Here is a 17176-nt window from a genome sequence, read left to right as displayed (position 1 = left end):
ATCAAAAAAGTACCCCTATGTTACAATATCGTCATGATAGAATTAGATAACCGAACCGATAAAAATTTTAATTTTGACCTGTTAGAGCAAATAGCCGATACGTTAACAACACAAGAGATTGAGCTGATACTCACCGATAATAGTGAAATCGCTGAAATTAATCGTGAGTTTCGAGGTATTAACAAAGAAACCGATGTGCTGAGTTTTCCAAGTGATCCATTTCCTAATGCACCGCTAGGGAGTATCGTGATTAGTGTCCAAAAAGTTGAAAGTGTCGCACAAACACTAGGACACACGGAAAACGATGAAATCGCCCTCCTCTTTATCCATGGAATACTCCATCTTCTTGGATTCGATCATGAGGTTGATCAAGGGGAAATGAGGAATAAAGAGGTAGAGATGATTGAAAAATTCAACCTTCCAAAAAGTCTGATTGTACGAACACTCGAAGAGTAACTATTACTCCTCTTTGGGAGCTTTTTTAATGTACCCCAAATCATCGAGCTTATTGTAAATCGATGAGACCATTCCTCCCGTTGCTTCACCGCCGTGTCCTCCGTGCTCAACCATAACCGTAACGATAAACTGTGGATTATCGGCAGGCCCATAGGTTGTAAACCATGCGTGTGATCGGCTAAAATAATCCATTGAGTGTTCATTTTGACGTTGTTTTACATTTTGTGCTATGCCCGTCGTCTGGGCAGTCCCTGTTTTACCGGCAATCGGAAATCGGGTGTAAACATAAGCCTTTGCCGTACCGCCAGGATCATTACATACCCCTCGCATCGCGTTTTGGATGATCGGAAGTTTCTCTTTTTCAAGGGGGGTTAGTACATCCAAAGGTTTGGGTGTATTAGGGTTATTTCCGATTCTTTTTGCAATGTGGGGAATGGGCAGCAATCCCGTAGCCATAAGTGCGGTTTGCTGTGCAATCTGCATCGGTGTGACGAGAAAATCCCCTTGACCGATCGAAGTATTAAGCGTTTCACCCTGATACCACGGTTTTTTAAACTTTTCTCGCTTCCATGCACGGCTAGGGACCGTTCCTATAAATTCGTTCGGTAAATCGATCCCTGTTTTTTTACCGAGCCCCATACGCATGAGCCCCGTACTCATCCGCTCGATACCCACTTGCAGCGATCCTTTGTAAAAGTAATCATCACAGCTTTGTGTAATGGCTTTCGGTAAATTTGTGGTTCCGTGTCCATGATTCTTCCAACAACGGAATGCACGGTTACCGAGTTTCATTGACCCGCTACACTGGACAGAACTGTGCTCGTTCAACATTCCGGAGGTAGTATAGATGAGTCCCATTTCTGTCTTAATGGTTGAGCCCGGAGGATAGAGCCCGTTAATCATTTTGTTGGTGAACGGGGCATCCACACTTGACATCAGGGCATTCCAATCGGTAGAACTAATTCCTGATACAAAGGTATTAAGATCATATTCGGGATAGCTTCCCGCAGCGTATACCGCGCCGTGAATATCCATAACGATGATGGCACCCACCCGCTTTTCAAAAGCCTGAGTAATAAAATTTTGGAGATTCATATCAATGTTGAGGATTAAATTACGATTCTCTTGCGTTGCACTTCGCCCTAATTCTTCGATTTCTACATTATGCGCATTTACTTTAATACGGCGTTCTCCCGCAACTCCTTGGAGATAACGGTTATAGTATTTCTCAATTCCGTTTTTACCGACGTGACCCAAAAGCTGCAATGAAGGATCGGCATTGATCTCTTTTTGGTTGGCTTTTGCCACATATCCTATGAAATGTGATCCAACAAGTCCATAAGGATAGAGCCGTTTCGGTGAAGGGGATATTTTAATCGTTTCACGTAAATTCATCAATGCATAGAGAGGAATGACCGTTTCATGCGGGACAAAATCAACGACATCGATAAATGCATGGTTATAGTAAGAATCTTGCTGTTTATAGGTTTTTGCAATTTTTTTGCCGTCCAATGTCGGGATCATTGAGAGTAAATAGGCGACCTCTTTGTCCAAACGCGTGGTGTCTTTACCTTTGGTTAAGTGGGGGGCAAAAGCGATTTTAAATCCTAACTCATTAATCGCGATAGGCTCATTGTTACGATCGAGTATTTCACCGCGTACCGGAGCCGAGAGTTCCGATTTTATACTATTGTTTTCTGAAAGATTTTCATAATAATCGTTAGATTGAACAGAGAGGTGAAATACCCGAACAATGAGCCCAATCCACACAATAATAAAAAAGGTCAATAAAATTCTAATTTTCATACTAACGCCGCAATTATTAAAAATTCTATAATCATATAGAGAATGGTATGCCAGTCAATGACAGGGACACTCAGTAAAAGCACTTGATTCACAAACCACATAAATACCCAATATCCGATGTACCCCAATGCAACAAAAATCCCTGCAATACAAGGTTTGCATTGAATAGTCTGCTCAACTTTCGGAAGCAGATAACGCGACAGAAGGGTGAAGAAAATAACGGTGCTTCCAAACCAAAACCCTTTTTCAGCTTCAAATACCAGAAGCATAATAATAACCGTCACTAAAGCAAAAAGATCATTTTTAGTGAGAGCGTCATAATAGAGAAAAAAAAGCAGTGCCAGTAAGGGCGGCAATAGGAGATACATGCTGCTAAGGCTAATGTAAATAACGAATAAGACGACTAAAAAAAGTCGACTTATAACGTTTTGATAAGAGAAACTTCGTTGCATACCGGAAAGTGTTTACATTTAATACAATCTGCCCAAATTTTATGTTCGGGGATAGACTCTTTTGGAATTTCAATAAATCCCAAACGTTCAAAAAAGCGTTGCTGATACGTTAACGCTAAAACCTCTTTTAATCCTAAACGACGACCTTCTTCACACGCATTCTCAACTAAAGTACTCCCAATATTACGTCCTCGATACTCTGTATCGATGATCATAGATCGAAGTTCCGCTAAAGAGGGAGAATGGATATGTAGCGCGACAAACCCGACTAATTTTTCTGCATCCATAGCTAAAAAATAAGATCGAATGTTGGTAGCGATCTCATCATTACTACGAGGTAAAATAACACCACTCTCGATTTCAGGCGCTACCAACAGCTGCATTGCGGGAATATCATGAAGGGTTGGCTTTTTATACGTAATACTCATACTTCATCGCTTTTCAGCAATCGGTAGAGATGTTCGACAATAGCGTCAACTCCGCGACGTTTTGAATTTGAGACCATGATGGCACCCGGAAACCGTTTTTTTAATTCATTAAGCTCTTTTTGATTCAATTTATCGATTTTTGTAAAAATGGTGACAATGGTTTGATCCGGAGTACAAATTTCATCTAAATAGGTGCTTACCGAGCGGTCAATCTCTAAATCAGGGTGACGGCAATCGATAAGATGGACAAAAATACGTATTTGTTTCCGTTGCGAAATAAAATCAGTGAGGTTACTTTCCCAATCGGTTTTTAAAGATTTTGCTACTTTTGCATACCCAAACCCAGGTAAGTCGACAAATTTGGCACTTAGGCGTTCATTGGTATCCCGATCGGTGAACAGTACATCGAAATAGTTGATTAAGCGGGTTTTACCGGGTGTCGCAGAAACTTTTGCAAGAGATTTACGTTTAGTAAGGGTATTAAGCAATGAGCTCTTTCCTGTGTTGGAACGTGCCATAAATGCCACTTCGTTCTGATACTCGTTCTCCGGTGTTAAACGGATATTCGGAGCCGATGTGACAAATACAGAGTCGATAATTTCAATCATTTAGCCGTACTTTTAGGTTTTGTTTTTTTATCTTCGAGGGTAAACGTCATCACTACCGGTTCATCATTAGCACTTTCAGCCGAAGCGTGTCCTTGGACGGTGTTAACGACCACTTTATCCCCTTTAACGCGACGATAATCGTCTATGCGGATCAAGTCAACTTTTTTGTAAAACTGGTATTCACTTTCAACCGGGAGATAGATAGCAGTCTGAGATTTACCTTTATATTTTTCACCCAGTTCCGTTACGATGTAAAAGGATACATCCCCTTCTGCAAAGTATTTCGTCGGTTTGTTCTCTTTATCCGTGTAGATAGTAACTTTAGTAGCGTTGAGTTCATCACGCCCTTTTGTTACTTTTACATTTCCGGTAAAGACAGAGACCCCTTTTTGTTGGTCTCCTTTAAAATTATCAGAAATAACTTTAAGCTCTTCGCTCCATGATAGAGCAAACAATAAGGGAGAAATGAATAGTAGATTTCGTATTATCATAATAATATTCCTATTTTAATTGGTAACTGCCGTGTACTTGATTCGCTGAAACGGTTTTGGCTTCCGTATTATAAAGCAATCCATTACCGTCGATTCGATTTTTGTTTTGGGTGATGACAAAAGAACCGCGGGTATCAATGAGGGAGGCTTTTGTATTGTAAATCCCCTCGTTTGAGCGAAATTCCAAACCGTCATCTCTCTTGTAATGAACATGTCCGTTAAGCTTGATAATATCATTTCGGTAATCAACATTATCGGCTTGGATAGTATGAAATAAATTTTTCGTATTATCGCTAAATTTAGCTGATGTTATCACATAATACTCATCAAACTTTTTCCCCTCATCCCCTTCTAAAATATGATCAATCCCTTTATGAGAAATTTCATACAGTGTAAAATCGATGAGTTCTATTTTAGGGACCTCTTTGACCTCATGAACAGCGGCATAATTCGGAGCGAAATAGCCGTACATTCCCAATAATAATCCAAGAATCAAAACAAAAAAAAGGTTAATCGACATTTAGATCCACAACGCTAAAAATTTTTCTTCTTCACCGTTACGACGAATCACTTTTTCAATCATTTCACGAACGCATGCATCACCGCCGCATCGATTCAAAACCTCCGCAAAGCTTTTTAGGTATTCTGAACCGTCCTGCGGTGTATACGCCTGCCCTGCCCATTGCAGTAGAGTGTAGTCATTGAGATCATCGCCGATAACCGCAACTTCATGTGGTTCAATCCCTAGCTCAGCACACATAGCTATTGCAACGGCACGTTTGTCTTTTATCCCTTGATGAAGATGTGCTATATCCAACTCTTTAGCTCTATGTTCAACGATTGTTGAGTTGCGTCCCGTGATAATCGCAACGCTGTGCCCCATTTTCACCCATGCTTTTATGGCAAATCCGTCTTTAACGTTGAAGTTTTTGAGTTCCAACCCATCCGCCGTATAAATGATTTTACCGTCACTCATACACCCATCAACATCTAAAATCAGGAGTTTAATCATAAAACGCCTTTGGTACTTGGAACACCTGAACGATCATTATGTGCCAGTGCACGGCGAAGAGCGACGGCCAAGGATTTAAATGCCGCTTCGATAATGTGGTGCTTGTTTTTACCCCGTTGCATAATAATATGCGCAGTGATCCCGGCATTAAAGACAACAGCACGAAAAAACTCTTCGGCCAGTTCGGCTTCAAACGAGCCGATTTTTCCGGATACGGGAACGTCATAGACTAAAAACGGGCGATTGCTCAAATCCAAATCACAACTTACTGCCGCTTCATCCATAACGATTACCGCACTTCCGAACCGCTCCACCTTTTCGATCGGATAGATCGCTTCACGCAGTGCCTGACCTAAGACAATACCGATATCTTCGACACTGTGGTGATCGTCGATATGAATATCCCCCTCACACGTTACCATCAAATCAATTTGAGCGTGTTTGGCAAAACTTTCCAACATATGATCCAGAAATCCCACTTTAGTCGAGATTGTACTTTTACCCTCTCCTGCAATGCGGAGTGACAAGTCAATATCGGTCTCTTTGGTTTGACGTTTCTTTTGGATCATCTTATTCCCTTATAATAAAGGAGCCTTCAAAATAGCCCCGTGAAATGAAATCGCGAGCTTCGGCTTCACTTTTAAATCCGCCGAGCCAGACACGAAATAGTCGTTTGTTATTATACTCTGTATCTTTAATGATTGCAGAATAGCCATTGAAAGAAGTGTACTTCTGCTTTGTACTTAGCGCACCTTCAAAGCGCTCAAATGATCCGATTTGAACAAAGAAAGCGTTTAATACCGACTCTTTCGGACCTTTTGCCAACCGTGTCATATCAATTGATCGCATATTCGTAGGCTCAAACCCTAATACTTCCAAAGTTACAGGTGCCGTCCCTTTTTTAGAAACGCCGATTTGCTCTGCGGCAGCGTAGGAGAGATCGATAATGCGGCTCTCGACAAACGGGCCACGGTCATTGATTCTGACAATCGTTTGGGCATTATTCTCCATATTGGTAACTCTGACAACGGTATTCATCGGGAGTGTTTTATGGGCCGCTGTCATGGCATACATATCATAAGCTTCTCCGTTAGAGGTAGATTTCCCGTGAAAATCAGGGCCGTACCAGCTCGCACGTCCGCTAAAAGTATCCCCTACCCTTACAACGGTAGGATAATACTCTTTTCCAAATACGGTATAGGGGCGCATAGTCGCATGAAGTTCCCCATTCTTTTTATAGACGTTTGAGGGAGCCATCGCGAGTTGTTCGGATGGGTATTTTTGGGAGGGTTTTGGCTGATAGGAGTAGGAACCGGTTTTAGTCGTACATCCTCCGAAAAAAACAATCAGCACCGCTAAAAGGGTTTTAATCACCAATTCGTATTTCCTCTCCTTCATGCAGCGCATTTGATATAAACGGATTTTTTAATTTAAGTTGTTCAAGAGTCATATTATACAATGTTGCTACTGAAGCAAGGGTTTCACCCGATTTAGCACTGTGCAGACGTGGATTTTTTAAAAATGGCTTATTAATAGGAATTTTAACCTGTCGATTGATCGTCCGTTCTTCATTATCTCCGATCATATTTTCCATCATTATTGAGGTTTTGGGGACGTTGTAGCGGCTAGAGAGCTGCTCTATCGTCTCTCCCGATTTTACCCGATGCATAACAAAATAGCCTCGCAACCCTTTTGGGCGAAACTTTTGGCGGAAATCATCCAGTTTTTCTTTGGGAATATAGACCGGATAGGATTGTTCATTCGGCGGTGTTACCCCTTTCTTAAGGTGGGTATTGAGGCTAAGAAGATTTTTTTTCGGCATTTCGAGCACGGCAGCAATCCGGTCAATTTTTTCACCTTCGGGAAGATAGACGGTTGCGATAGGATTTTCCGCTCCGTTAAGGGATGCGTCATATTGTATTTTGGATAAAAAAATCTCATCCGTTGCCAATAATGATAAAGAGACCACTTTGCGAATATAATTTCGGCTCTCTAAGGGAATCAAATTTCGTTTAGGATCGGTTAAAACGTGAATATCGTTTGTCCCTGCTTTACGGATTGCACGGGAGAGTCTTCCATCGCCACAGTTGTAAGCTATGAGTGCCAAATACCATTTTCCGAATTGTTTTTTCAGACTGCTTAAATAAGCGATAGCGGCACGGGTTGATTTGATATGATCACGACGCTCATCCACAAAAGTATTGACCCGCAGTCCATGCAATTTCCCCGTACTCTCCATAAACTGCCAAATTCCGGCAGCTCCGCGTGTTGATGTGGCACTTCCGTGCAACTGAGACTCGACTAGCGTAACAAATAAAAATTCACTCGGTAAATCGGATTGTGCGATCAAAGAGGAGAGCATCGGGATAAATACATCGGCATTTTCGGATAAGTCGGCAAACCCTTCTAAAATACATTCACGCTTTTTCTCTGCATAAATATCGTGCAAATACGGATCTTTCAAATAAGACGCGGGGATATCAAAATGGCGAAGAACCTCAATCATTTTTTTATCTTTAGGATCAAAACCTACACCATTAAGAGCTAAAGGGATAAGCAGTATCAATGCCAATAAATGATGCTTCATGTCCCTCTCCTCTTCCCTAGCCTAACGCAAACAGCTTTTTAGCGTTCAGTGTTGTAAGTGTCGCTATTTCAGCGCTATTTTTTCCTAAAAGCTCTCCCATTTTATCCGCGATGTAAAGGGTATAGGCACTCTCATTTCGGCTCCCGCGATGGGGATGAGGGGTAAGGTAGGGACCGTCGGTTTCGATCAAAAGTTTTTCAAGCGGAATACGCGGGAGAATGTTGATGAGTTTTTTGGCATTTTGAAAGGTAACTACGCCTCCGATACCGAAATAAAAGCCTTCACTCGAGAGGGATAAAAGCTCATCATCTGCGTTGTAACAGTGTAAAACACCGCCGATCTCACCGGCTCCTTCTTCGAGCAGTACGGTTTTTGCATCGTGACTAGCATCACGGATATGGACAATTAACGGTTTTTGAAAGCGTTTTGCCAGCCGAATTTGGCGGCGAAAAACATCATATTGGGCCTTTTTCTCAATATGTTTCTCTTCTTCTGACCCCTCAAGACGAAAATAATCTAACCCGCATTCACCGATAGCGACACATTTTTTATGAGATGCAAAAAGATCAAAATCGATAGAATCGATATTCTCCTTGTCGTAAGGGTGGACTCCGACTGCAAAATAAACATTTTCATATTGTTCACATATTTCTACGGCACGTTGTAAGGTACTAGGGTGGGCTCCAGGGATAATAAAAGCTTCCACTCCCGCATCATGTGCACGTTCCATCATGGCATCGAAGTCTTCCAAATAGCGTTCATCATCCAAATGAACATGCGTATCGATAATCATACTATTCCTCGTGAGCGTTCAAACAAATCGCGCGCAAACCCGCGTGCTTCTTCGCTGACACTATCGCCGCTGATAATACGGGCAATCTCTTCGATCCGCTCGTTTTCGTTCAGTTCGCGGACTCGACTTTCGTCGTCTTTATAGATTAAAAAGTGCTGCTGCCCCATTGAGGTAAGCTGTGGCTGGTGAGAGATAACGAAAATTTGATAACGGGAGGATAAATGGCGCAATACTTTGGCGACGCTCATAGACTCTTCCCCGCTCAAATTCGCATCAATCTCATCGAGCATCAATACTCCGCCGCTCCCTTCCATACTTTCAACCCCTAGTGCCAGTAATGCCAAGCGTAAACGGTTGAATTCTCCTGAACTGAGTTTATCCAGTTTTGTCCCTGAAAGACCGAGTAAGACTTTATCACTTCCGCTTGCATTGAGTGTGCAAGGGGCGAGTTCTAATGTGGCTTCACGCAAATAAAGCATTCCCAAATAGCCATTAAGGGTTGCAAGAGTTGCATTAAGGGTCTCAAGACGTGCACGAGAGAGTTCTTGTGCAGAGTGTTCTAGCGATCCTTTTAAGGTTGCGATACGTTTGATCAAATCGCTTTTAGAGTGTTCAATACTCTCATACGATTGAAGTTCATGAGCTTTTTGATCACGATACGCGAGAGCCTCTTCCACACTGCCATAGCGCCGCTTTAGCTCTGAAATCTGTTCAATACGGTCTAATACGGATTCGACGGAAATCTCTTCCAACTCTTCGAGACGTTCCATCGAACTTTCAAAGAGATTTCGTAACTCATTCATGGCATCATCGAAGAAGGCACTCTCTGCTTCTAATAAACTTAGTGCGCTACTGACATGCGATTCATGGGTGAAAATAGCCTGTGCTTGTGTGATAGCCGTTTCGATTTTCTCTTTTTTTGAGAGCTGTTTTTTGATTTGATTTAACTCTTCATCTTCCCCGATACACGGTTTGATCGCATCAATTTTAGTGATCTCGTAAAGGGCGAACTCTTTGAGTTCGGCAAGATTTTTTTCTTTTTCTTCAATAACATTCAGCTCATCACAGAGAGTTTTGTAATGGGTGTATTGACTGCAGTGTGATTCTAATAACAGAGTGTGTGCAGGTTGATGGATACCGATTCGCTCATCCAGCAAAGAGAGCAATGCAGAGGGTTCAAAATCACTGTAATCTTTGAGACTCAGATGTCTTAGATAGCCGGAGCTGATTGATTCCATTGATGATTTTGATGTGCTTTGGTTGTTGATAAAATAGCGGGTTTTCTCTTTTTTAACATGTCGAAAAATGTTGAGAGGTTCATTCTGCAGTCCGTAACGCTCTTCGTCGATACTCCATGAAACACTCGATTCACAAATCTGTGCCTCAACGTTTTCCAGTCCGACAGATGCCAAAATCGAACGCATTAGAATCGATTTTCCGCTCCCGCTAGGTCCCGTAAAGACAACCAGACCCGGATGAAATTCTAAATCGGCCTCTTTAAAGGTTAAAAATTCCTTGAGATAAAACCTCTCGATCATTAATTCCCCCACCCCAATTTTTCTTTAAGAACTTCAAAATAATTAAACTCTTTACGGTGAATTAAATGAGCCGCTCCGTCTGCTAGTTTAATATGTACCGTATCGCTATCGCTGATCTCTACCAAATCCTGTCCGTCGATAATGACCAACGCACTTGGATCGGGTGTTTTCATCTCAATCTCGAAATGTCCCGGCAATACCACAGGACGTTGGGTTAGAGAGTGAGGACAAATGGGGGTTAAGGAAAAAACTTGCGTAAGAGGAAAAAGTACGGGGCCTCCGGCTGAGAGATTATAAGCGGTCGAGCCTGTCGGTGTAGAAATAACCACGCCGTCGCCGTAATAGGTGTTAAAGCTGCGTCCATCGACAAATGTTTCGAGGTGAATCATTTTAGCAATGGAGGGGCGTGTCAAAACGATGTCATTAAATGCAAAAATTTCATTTTCACCGCTTGGGGTGACGATGGTTGCTTGTAAAACGGCGCGTTGATCAATGCGGTACTCCCCCGCTAACATTTTTTCCACAAAAGATTCAAGCTCAGAAAAATCGAGATCGGCTAGAAAGCCGAGTTTTCCGGCATGAATACCTAAAACTGGGAGTTGATAGCGATACGAACGGCGAACGGCGGATATTAGGGTTCCATCTCCACCAATGGTTACTAGAAAGTCGGAATTTTGGCACATCATTTCAAAAGGCTGCCCCATTGACCCGATCATCCCACCGCTGATGTTATCGATGATAACCTCTATACCTCGTGATTCGAAGATTCGCTTTGCTTCAAAAAACATATCTTTTAGCTCAGGGGTTGAGGGGCGTAAAAGGATTCCGACACGTTTAATATTAGTTAATTTCAATATTCCGCCCCCATTTTTTATTTTCTATTATAGCTAACTTCGCGGGATGGTCAAAATTTTAGTGCACTTTGTAATATTCTAACGCTATCCCTTCTCTTAATCCATCATCAATAATAATGGCTTCTTGAGTATGAAGCACCTCATAGATTGCCGTTACCATTAAAATACCGGCAATAATAAGATTTTCTCTCCCTACCCCCACGTAACGTGCTCGTGTTTCCTCATCCATCTTTAATAGATCATTATAGACGCTGTAGCAAGCGGGTAGTGATAGGACATATCCATTTATTTTTTTTGGATCATAACTTTTATAATCCATTCCGTTCAAATAAGCGGCGATTGTTGTGGGGGTTCCTGCCGTAAGGACGAGCTGGAGCAGTTTGGATAAGTGGAGTGACTCTCGGATTTTTGATTTAAAAATTTGAATTTTTTCCTTGAGCTGCGATTCGGTAAAGACACTTTCTGAGAGGGTTACGATTCCGATATTTAAACTTATGGAGTGAGAGGTATCGTTTAGGTATTGTATGAGTTCCGTAGACCCACCGCCGATATCGGCGAGAAGAAACGATACAGGCTCAAGTGAGAGCTGATGTAGACGATAACGAACGGCACTCAAAGTAAGTTCAGCCTCTTTTTCAGAGGTAATGATTTTAAATACGATACCGGTTTCAGTTTTGATCTTATCAATGATATCGTGACTGTTAGAGGCGAGCCTCATGGCAGCGGTAGTGTAGGCTTCGACACTTTGATGGGAAAAATCGATATGGGCTTTGGCTTCATTGATCGCATCAATAATCCGATGAAGTGCCTGATCTGAAATTCGATTGGTATTTTGGAGCGTTTCTGCGGTTCTTACAATTTTTTCAAAACTTTTTCCCCAATAAACACCGTCATATTCGATAAATCGGATCGTATTCGATCCCAAATCAACGGCGATCATTTAAACTCGCTGTGTAATGTCGTGTAAGATATTAGAAGGGATCCATGCTTGCAAGGAGCCTTGGTTGAGCTGTTCCAGATCAAGGGTGGGTTGATATAACAATTTAAAATAATCGCATACACTTCGGATACCCTCATCGATTCCGAAGATTTCAACATAATTTTGTATACCGTTTTCAATGATCTCTTGAGGGAGTTTGAATTGGATTTTTTGCTCGAGCTGAACACAATAGGCTTGTGAAATTACCGCTGCCATAGCCGCATATTTGTCCCGTACGTCAAAATAAGGCTGAAAAATTTCAAGTGTCTCCTGCGCGCTCCCGATAGAAGCAAATCGTCGTGCATCATCGACAATCTCATTCCATTGATGTTCTAATAATTTAGCCTCAGGAACATCATACAGCAGAGGATAAGTACTGAGATAAGAGAACGCATTGGAGAGGTTTTTTGATGTTATGGCATCGTAAAAAAGGTGTTTTACACGTATGGTATCTTCCATTTCCTGAGCCTCTTTTGCAAAGTCAGGAAAAGAAACTAAAATTTTACACGCTTTTTTAGCCGTCGCATAATCACCGTTGTTATATGCTTTTTGAGCTTGAAAAAAAAGCATATTGGCGTACTCCATGACGGAAGCGTATTCTGCAAACTCTTTCAAAAATGGGTGCATTTTGACAAGAGCAAAAAATTTCGCATAATCATGTTGTCCAAGAATCTTTTTGATATAGGCGTACATTTTACGTTGTTCAAAGAGCTGTTGAATGAGTACGGTTTTTTCTGATATTCCTCGGAATGGGGACAATAACTGTCGTGCCTGCTCATCGCCTCTTGTCTCTAAGATAAGCTCTTGCGCCTTGAAAAATAACTTTTTCCATCTTCGTTCTAATTTTAGATAGAGCTCTGTCTCTTGCAGTGCAGGATATTGTTTGGCTAAAGAATAGGCTAGAGGAAGATGCCCCTCCATCACATAAGTTTGGAATTGCTCATATTTTTCATACGAGCTGAGTATTTGGCTGATAATGGCATTTTTTTTCGGAACTTCGCTGTAGAGAGAGAATAGATCTATGAGTTTTTGACGTTCACTTTTTTCAATGCAATGACGAGCTTCTTCAAGAACTTCTAACCATATTTGCTCTGCAAGTACGTAAGCCTCTGAATACAGGAGCATCGGATTTGCTTCGACTGCGGCATAAAACGTATTGTATTGCTGCTCACGAATCATCTGCGTATACTTCGCTTCATCTTCTTTAAGGGCATAAATACGGATTTTACCCTCTATGGTGCCGACAGCCAAACGGAGCGGATTCTCTAAGAAGGTAAGTGAAGTTATCTCTTCACTCTCTTTAATGTAGCGGGGAGTAATTTGTTCCATGCTCTGCATATCGTAGAGTCCGATATAGCCGAGTTTAGTCCCGACGAAAACGAACTGTTTATCGGAACTGATACACATCGAGGTGACATCATCATTCATTTTAGGGAGGCGTTTGAAAACTTTAGCGCTGTTCATATCCCAAACAATCAACCCGCCCTCACGTTCGACGGAGAGAATATGGGCATGCGGTAAGAAGATAATCTCCACAATTTTACTCGAATGTCCGAGCAGTTTCATCGACTGTTGCATGGTCGAGGTATTAAGCAGTTTAATGCTTTTATCATAGCTTCCCGTAGCAACCCATTGTCCGTTATCATGAAATGAAACCGTACTGATAACGTCGGAATGTTCAGGAAGGGTAAACGCCAAACGTGAAGTTTCTATTACCCATGCGAATGCTTTGCCGTCTTTTCCGCATGTAACGCAATAGCGCCCTTCGGGATCGAACCCGACACTCTCCACTTCACCGTCATGTCGCCCTACTTTATTAAGAAGCCCTTTTTTGGATAAGCTAAATAATGAGGCTTGATTGGTTCCCGATACCGCCGAAACGGAGTGCTCCCCATCAAGGGAGATATCCGTAAAACAGCCGCTATAGCGTTCATGAACTATCTTTGTTTTGAAGCCGTCAATAACGCCATAGTTGCCTGCATGGATAATTCGTAGGGTGTTTTGGGCATCAATAACGCCCAAATTTCCATTTAAAAGTGTTTTTAGAAGGAGTATCGGTTGTTTAAAATCGAATAATTTTAGAACCTCCATCCCCTCAGTCCTTAATGCTCTTCGCTACTGAGATAGCGGTGTTCTTTTAATAATGTACGAATTTGCTGCTGATGCTCTTGCCCTTTGGTCTCCAAATGGATCATAACATTGGCATCACCGTACGCCAGTGTCGTAGAAGTACGATCATACGCGATATGAACGATATTGGCGTTAAGTCCTTGCAGCATCTCTGTGAGGTGCATCAATGCACCCGGCTTATCGACCAGTGTGACCGTCAATTTCATCTTTCGACCCGATTTGATAAGCCCTTTTTCAATAATAATCGAGAGAAGCGTAACGTCCATATTTCCGCCGCTGAGGACAGTTCCTACTTTTTTGCCCCGATAGTGGCTCAGTTTGTCATGCAGCAATGCCGCAACCCCGACAGCACCCGCCCCCTCAACCACAAGTTTCTGACGCTCTAGTAAAAACAAAATCGCATTGGCGATCTCTTCATCATCAACACTAACGATTTCATCAACCGTCTCAAGAATATGTCCTAACGTAATAGGTGAAGTATCACGAACCGCGATCCCATCGGCTATAGTACGAACCGCAGTGCTGTCTATGGGTGTTTTAGCTTCATACGATTCTCGCATTGCGGGAGCCCCCACTGCGTTAACACCGATAACACGGATATGCGGCGCTAACGCTTTAATGGCGGAAGCCATACCCGAAATCAATCCCCCTCCCCCGACGGGGATAATGATCGCATCCAAATCTTTGATTGAATCAATCATTTCCAATGCGATGGTTCCCTGCCCAGCCATAACCGCTTCATCAGCGAACGGATGGACAAATACCATACTGTGCTTTTGCCCGTAGGAGGATGCATACGCATACGCTTCATCATAATTGCTCCCGGCCAAAATAACTTCGGCTCCGTAATAGCGCACCCCGTTAATCTTAGTCAACGGAGTCGATTCCGGCATTACAATTAAAGCTTGGATACCGAAGATTTGAGCGGCCATAGCCACGCCTTGCGCATGGTTCCCCGCACTTGCGGCAATAACTCCCTGAGCACGTTCGGATTCGCTCAAAGTAGCGATTTTGTTGTAAGCGCCGCGAATTTTAAATGCTCCGGTCACTTGGAGATTCTCTTTTTTGAGATAGACTTCAATACCGCATTGTTCGCTCAATCTCGGAGCATAGGCGAAAGGGGTTTTAACAACGGTTCCGCGTATCCGTTCATGCGCTTCGTATATTGTGTTTAATTCGATCAATTTTTCCCTTTAACCGTGTATCAGTCGATGTTCGACCATACTGCAGTGATTTTGTACGACATCCATACCGGCACTGCGTGCTTTTTCGGCAGCTTCATTATTGACTATCCCTTTTTGTGCCCAGAATACTTTAACATCACCGCGTGCGATACACGCATCAGCAATGGAATCCAATGCATCGGGTTTACGGAAAATATTGACCATATCAACCGCATATGGGATCTCCGCGAGTGAACGGTATACCTTTTCCCCTAAAATAGTCTCTTCTTTAGGGTAGACCGGGATAATCGTATAACCCGCATTTTTGAGATATTCGGCAACACGGTAGCTGTCTTTGCTCGAATCGGGAGAGAGCCCTAGAACGGCAATCGTTTTTACTTTTTCTAAAATCATTTTTATTTCATTATCGGTTGCATTAACAGTAGGAAATTCACACTCCATAAAGGCTCCTAAAAACATATAAAGTTTCTTATTATAGCAAAATCTTTAAAGACCTTTTTTCACCTCGCCGGTGTAACGCTGACGCGGACGCGCAATCTTCATTTCCGGATCGTTTTTGAGTTCGATCCATTGGGTGATCCATCCGACCGAGCGACCGATCACAAATATGATGGTGAACATCGATTTGGGTATTTTGAGAGCCGTCAAAATCAATCCTGAATAAAAATCAATATTCGGATAAAGTTTGCGCTGAATGAAATACTCATCCTGAAGCGCAATCTGTTCAATTCGCTCGGCAATTTTCAATAAGTCATTATTGACACCCAGCTCATCTTTAAGCTGATCGAGGAGATTTTTGAGAATTTTGGCACGCGGATCAAAATTTTTATAAACCCGATGACCGAATCCCATCAATTTGAAATCATCATTCGGATCTTTGGCCCGCGCAATAAAATCATCCACTTTATCAACGCTTCCGATGTATTCGAGTTGGGCGATCACCGATTCATTTGCGCCGCCGTGCGCTCTCCCCCAAAGGGCATTGATTCCGGCAGATAACGATGCATACGGGTGTGCTCCCGTAGAGGCAACCGCTCGTACAGTAGAAGTGGAAGCATTTTGTTCATGATCCGCGTGGAGGGTGAAGATCGTATCAAGTGCTTTGACCTCGACATCGCGAATTTCAAGATTTTCTCCCGGATACGCGCGCATCATGTAAAGAAAATTTTCGGTAAAAGGGCGTTCAATATCGGGATAAATATAAGGGATTCCGAACATTCGTCGATGGGTAAATGCAGCTAATGTCGGGATTTTAGCGATAATTCGACGTGCCATTACTTGAGCCTCTTCATTCGTCGTCACGTTGAGATGTTCAAAATAAAAAGTCGAAAGTGCCGATACGGCGGAAGACATCATTGCCATCGGATGGGCTTTATCAGGAAAGGCGTCGAAAAGACGTTTTAGCCCTTCATGGACAAAGGAGCGCTTCCGTAATTCGATATCGAATTCCGCCCTCTCTTTTTCATTCGGAAGCTTTCCGACCAAAAGGAGATAGGCGACATCCAAATAGGTTTTTTTGGTTGCCAAATCGCTAATATCATATCCACGGTAGAGCAACTCCCCTTTTTCACCGTCAATATAGGTAATTGCGGAACTACAGCTCGCAGTAGAGGTAAACCCGGGATCGTAGGTGAACATCCCCGTCTCTTTGTAGAGGGTACGAACATCGATAACATCAGGTCCTACGCTAGGGTGAAGAATGGAAAACTCATAACTTTTGCCGGTGCGGTTATCGGTGAGGGTAACGGTGCTCATACCATCTCCTTTTTCAGATTACGTTAAGAGGTAATATAACATTTTTTCCCGTAATTTTTCTGTTACAACAACTTTTTGATCTTTTATAGTATAAAATAACCTT

19 protein-coding genes are annotated in these 17176 nt (G+C 42.4%); 1 reads left to right on the top strand and 18 read right to left on the bottom strand.

The features are described from left to right. Window positions 1-33: 33 nt before the first annotated feature. Window positions 34-456, top strand: a complete 423-nt coding sequence (gene ybeY, locus RMO68_RS07810; protein WP_310440166.1) for an rRNA maturation RNase YbeY — start codon at window positions 34-36, stop codon at window positions 454-456. Window positions 457-459: 3 nt separating this feature from the next. On the opposite strand, the gene mrdA is transcribed toward ybeY, so the two are convergent. The 18 genes from mrdA to RMO68_RS07720 are packed head-to-tail and all read right to left on the bottom strand — an operon-like array spanning window position 460 to window position 17073. Beyond that, on the bottom strand, window positions 460-2262 hold the full coding sequence (gene mrdA, locus RMO68_RS07805) for a penicillin-binding protein 2 (RefSeq protein WP_310440165.1): 1803 nt from the start codon (window positions 2260-2262) through the stop codon (window positions 460-462). After that, window positions 2259-2714, bottom strand: a complete 456-nt coding sequence (locus RMO68_RS07800; protein ID WP_310440164.1) for a hypothetical protein — start codon at window positions 2712-2714, stop codon at window positions 2259-2261. The genes mrdA and RMO68_RS07800 overlap by 4 nt, the downstream gene beginning before the upstream one ends. Further along, complete coding sequence (locus RMO68_RS07795) at window positions 2681-3142, bottom strand: N-acetyltransferase (protein ID WP_310440163.1); 462 nt, start codon at window positions 3140-3142, stop codon at window positions 2681-2683. Before RMO68_RS07795 ends, RMO68_RS07800 begins: the two co-directional genes overlap by 34 nt. Then, complete coding sequence (gene yihA / locus RMO68_RS07790; protein WP_310440162.1) at window positions 3139-3750, bottom strand: ribosome biogenesis GTP-binding protein YihA/YsxC; 612 nt, start codon at window positions 3748-3750, stop codon at window positions 3139-3141. The genes RMO68_RS07795 and yihA overlap by 4 nt, the downstream gene beginning before the upstream one ends. Then, complete coding sequence (lptA, locus tag RMO68_RS07785) at window positions 3747-4241, bottom strand: lipopolysaccharide transport periplasmic protein LptA (protein WP_310440161.1); 495 nt, start codon at window positions 4239-4241, stop codon at window positions 3747-3749. The genes yihA and lptA overlap by 4 nt, the downstream gene beginning before the upstream one ends. A 10-nt stretch (window positions 4242-4251) precedes the next feature. After that, window positions 4252-4761: an LPS export ABC transporter periplasmic protein LptC gene (gene lptC, locus RMO68_RS07780; RefSeq protein ID WP_310440160.1), complete on the bottom strand. Its 510-nt coding sequence runs from the start codon at window positions 4759-4761 to the stop codon at window positions 4252-4254. Continuing rightward, complete coding sequence (locus RMO68_RS07775; protein WP_310440159.1) at window positions 4762-5253, bottom strand: HAD-IIIA family hydrolase; 492 nt, start codon at window positions 5251-5253, stop codon at window positions 4762-4764. Beyond that, the gene (gene hisB, locus RMO68_RS07770; protein ID WP_310440158.1) at window positions 5250-5822 is read right to left on the bottom strand and encodes an imidazoleglycerol-phosphate dehydratase HisB; all 573 of its coding nucleotides are present in this window, start codon (window positions 5820-5822) and stop codon (window positions 5250-5252) included. Before hisB ends, RMO68_RS07775 begins: the two co-directional genes overlap by 4 nt. 1 nt (window position 5823) lies before the next feature. Next, window positions 5824-6627, bottom strand: coding sequence for a septal ring lytic transglycosylase RlpA family protein (locus RMO68_RS07765; RefSeq protein WP_310440157.1), 804 nt, complete (start codon window positions 6625-6627; stop codon window positions 5824-5826). After that, window positions 6620-7840, bottom strand: coding sequence for a lytic transglycosylase domain-containing protein (locus RMO68_RS07760; protein ID WP_310440156.1), 1221 nt, complete (start codon window positions 7838-7840; stop codon window positions 6620-6622). The genes RMO68_RS07765 and RMO68_RS07760 overlap by 8 nt, the downstream gene beginning before the upstream one ends. A 16-nt stretch (window positions 7841-7856) precedes the next feature. Then, window positions 7857-8633 carry a TatD family hydrolase gene (locus tag RMO68_RS07755; RefSeq protein ID WP_310440155.1) on the bottom strand — a complete coding sequence of 259 codons (777 nt, stop codon included), beginning with the start codon at window positions 8631-8633 and terminating at the stop codon, window positions 7857-7859. Next, entirely contained in the window at window positions 8630-10171 is a 1542-nt protein-coding gene (locus tag RMO68_RS07750) for an AAA family ATPase (protein ID WP_310440154.1), read from the bottom strand. Before RMO68_RS07750 ends, RMO68_RS07755 begins: the two co-directional genes overlap by 4 nt. Then, window positions 10171-11025: an NAD(+)/NADH kinase gene (locus RMO68_RS07745; RefSeq protein WP_310440153.1), complete on the bottom strand. Its 855-nt coding sequence runs from the start codon at window positions 11023-11025 to the stop codon at window positions 10171-10173. The genes RMO68_RS07750 and RMO68_RS07745 overlap by 1 nt, the downstream gene beginning before the upstream one ends. A gap of 58 nt (window positions 11026-11083) precedes the next feature. Next, complete coding sequence (locus tag RMO68_RS07740; RefSeq protein WP_310440152.1) at window positions 11084-11965, bottom strand: phosphatase; 882 nt, start codon at window positions 11963-11965, stop codon at window positions 11084-11086. Then, window positions 11966-14095 (bottom strand): hypothetical protein, encoded by a 2130-nt coding sequence (locus RMO68_RS07735; protein ID WP_310440151.1) that lies wholly within the window; start codon window positions 14093-14095, stop codon window positions 11966-11968. 11 nt (window positions 14096-14106) lie between these two features. Then, entirely contained in the window at window positions 14107-15318 is a 1212-nt protein-coding gene (gene ilvA / locus RMO68_RS07730) for a threonine ammonia-lyase (protein WP_310440149.1), read from the bottom strand. A gap of 9 nt (window positions 15319-15327) precedes the next feature. Further along, entirely contained in the window at window positions 15328-15759 is a 432-nt protein-coding gene (locus tag RMO68_RS07725) for a CoA-binding protein (protein ID WP_310440148.1), read from the bottom strand. A 45-nt stretch (window positions 15760-15804) separates the two neighbouring features. Further along, window positions 15805-17073, bottom strand: coding sequence for a citrate synthase (locus RMO68_RS07720; RefSeq protein ID WP_310440147.1), 1269 nt, complete (start codon window positions 17071-17073; stop codon window positions 15805-15807). Between the last annotated feature and the right edge of the window lie 103 nt (window positions 17074-17176).

It is taken from the genome of Sulfuricurvum sp. (genome assembly GCF_031427015.1).
Classification (GTDB): Bacteria; Campylobacterota; Campylobacteria; order Campylobacterales; family Sulfurimonadaceae; genus Sulfuricurvum.
The sequence above is the reverse complement of the archived record's forward strand: the minus strand, read 5'-3'. Positions and strand labels throughout refer to the sequence as shown.

What these genes read in the sequence shown, in the direction of transcription:
- RMO68_RS07795 (WP_310440163.1), bottom strand. Translation starts at nt 3,142, where the DNA reads ATGAGTATTACGTATAAAAAGCCAACCCTTCATGATATTCCCGCAATG.
- RMO68_RS07760 (WP_310440156.1), bottom strand. Translation starts at nt 7,840, where the DNA reads ATGAAGCATCATTTATTGGCATTGATACTGCTTATCCCTTTAGCTCTT.
- RMO68_RS07735 (WP_310440151.1), bottom strand. Translation starts at nt 14,095, where the DNA reads ATGGAGGTTCTAAAATTATTCGATTTTAAACAACCGATACTCCTTCTA.
- yihA (WP_310440162.1), bottom strand. Translation starts at nt 3,750, where the DNA reads ATGATTGAAATTATCGACTCTGTATTTGTCACATCGGCTCCGAATATC.
- RMO68_RS07775 (WP_310440159.1), bottom strand. Translation starts at nt 5,253, where the DNA reads ATGATTAAACTCCTGATTTTAGATGTTGATGGGTGTATGAGTGACGGT.
- ybeY (WP_310440166.1), top strand. Translation starts at nt 34, where the DNA reads ATGATAGAATTAGATAACCGAACCGATAAAAATTTTAATTTTGACCTG.
- RMO68_RS07750 (WP_310440154.1), bottom strand. Translation starts at nt 10,171, where the DNA reads ATGATCGAGAGGTTTTATCTCAAGGAATTTTTAACCTTTAAAGAGGCC.
- hisB (WP_310440158.1), bottom strand. Translation starts at nt 5,822, where the DNA reads ATGATCCAAAAGAAACGTCAAACCAAAGAGACCGATATTGACTTGTCA.
- RMO68_RS07720 (WP_310440147.1), bottom strand. Translation starts at nt 17,073, where the DNA reads ATGAGCACCGTTACCCTCACCGATAACCGCACCGGCAAAAGTTATGAG.
- lptC (WP_310440160.1), bottom strand. Translation starts at nt 4,761, where the DNA reads ATGTCGATTAACCTTTTTTTTGTTTTGATTCTTGGATTATTATTGGGA.
- lptA (WP_310440161.1), bottom strand. Translation starts at nt 4,241, where the DNA reads ATGATAATACGAAATCTACTATTCATTTCTCCCTTATTGTTTGCTCTA.
- RMO68_RS07725 (WP_310440148.1), bottom strand. Translation starts at nt 15,759, where the DNA reads ATGGAGTGTGAATTTCCTACTGTTAATGCAACCGATAATGAAATAAAA.
- RMO68_RS07740 (WP_310440152.1), bottom strand. Translation starts at nt 11,965, where the DNA reads ATGATCGCCGTTGATTTGGGATCGAATACGATCCGATTTATCGAATAT.
- RMO68_RS07755 (WP_310440155.1), bottom strand. Translation starts at nt 8,633, where the DNA reads ATGATTATCGATACGCATGTTCATTTGGATGATGAACGCTATTTGGAA.
- mrdA (WP_310440165.1), bottom strand. Translation starts at nt 2,262, where the DNA reads ATGAAAATTAGAATTTTATTGACCTTTTTTATTATTGTGTGGATTGGG.
- RMO68_RS07800 (WP_310440164.1), bottom strand. Translation starts at nt 2,714, where the DNA reads ATGCAACGAAGTTTCTCTTATCAAAACGTTATAAGTCGACTTTTTTTA.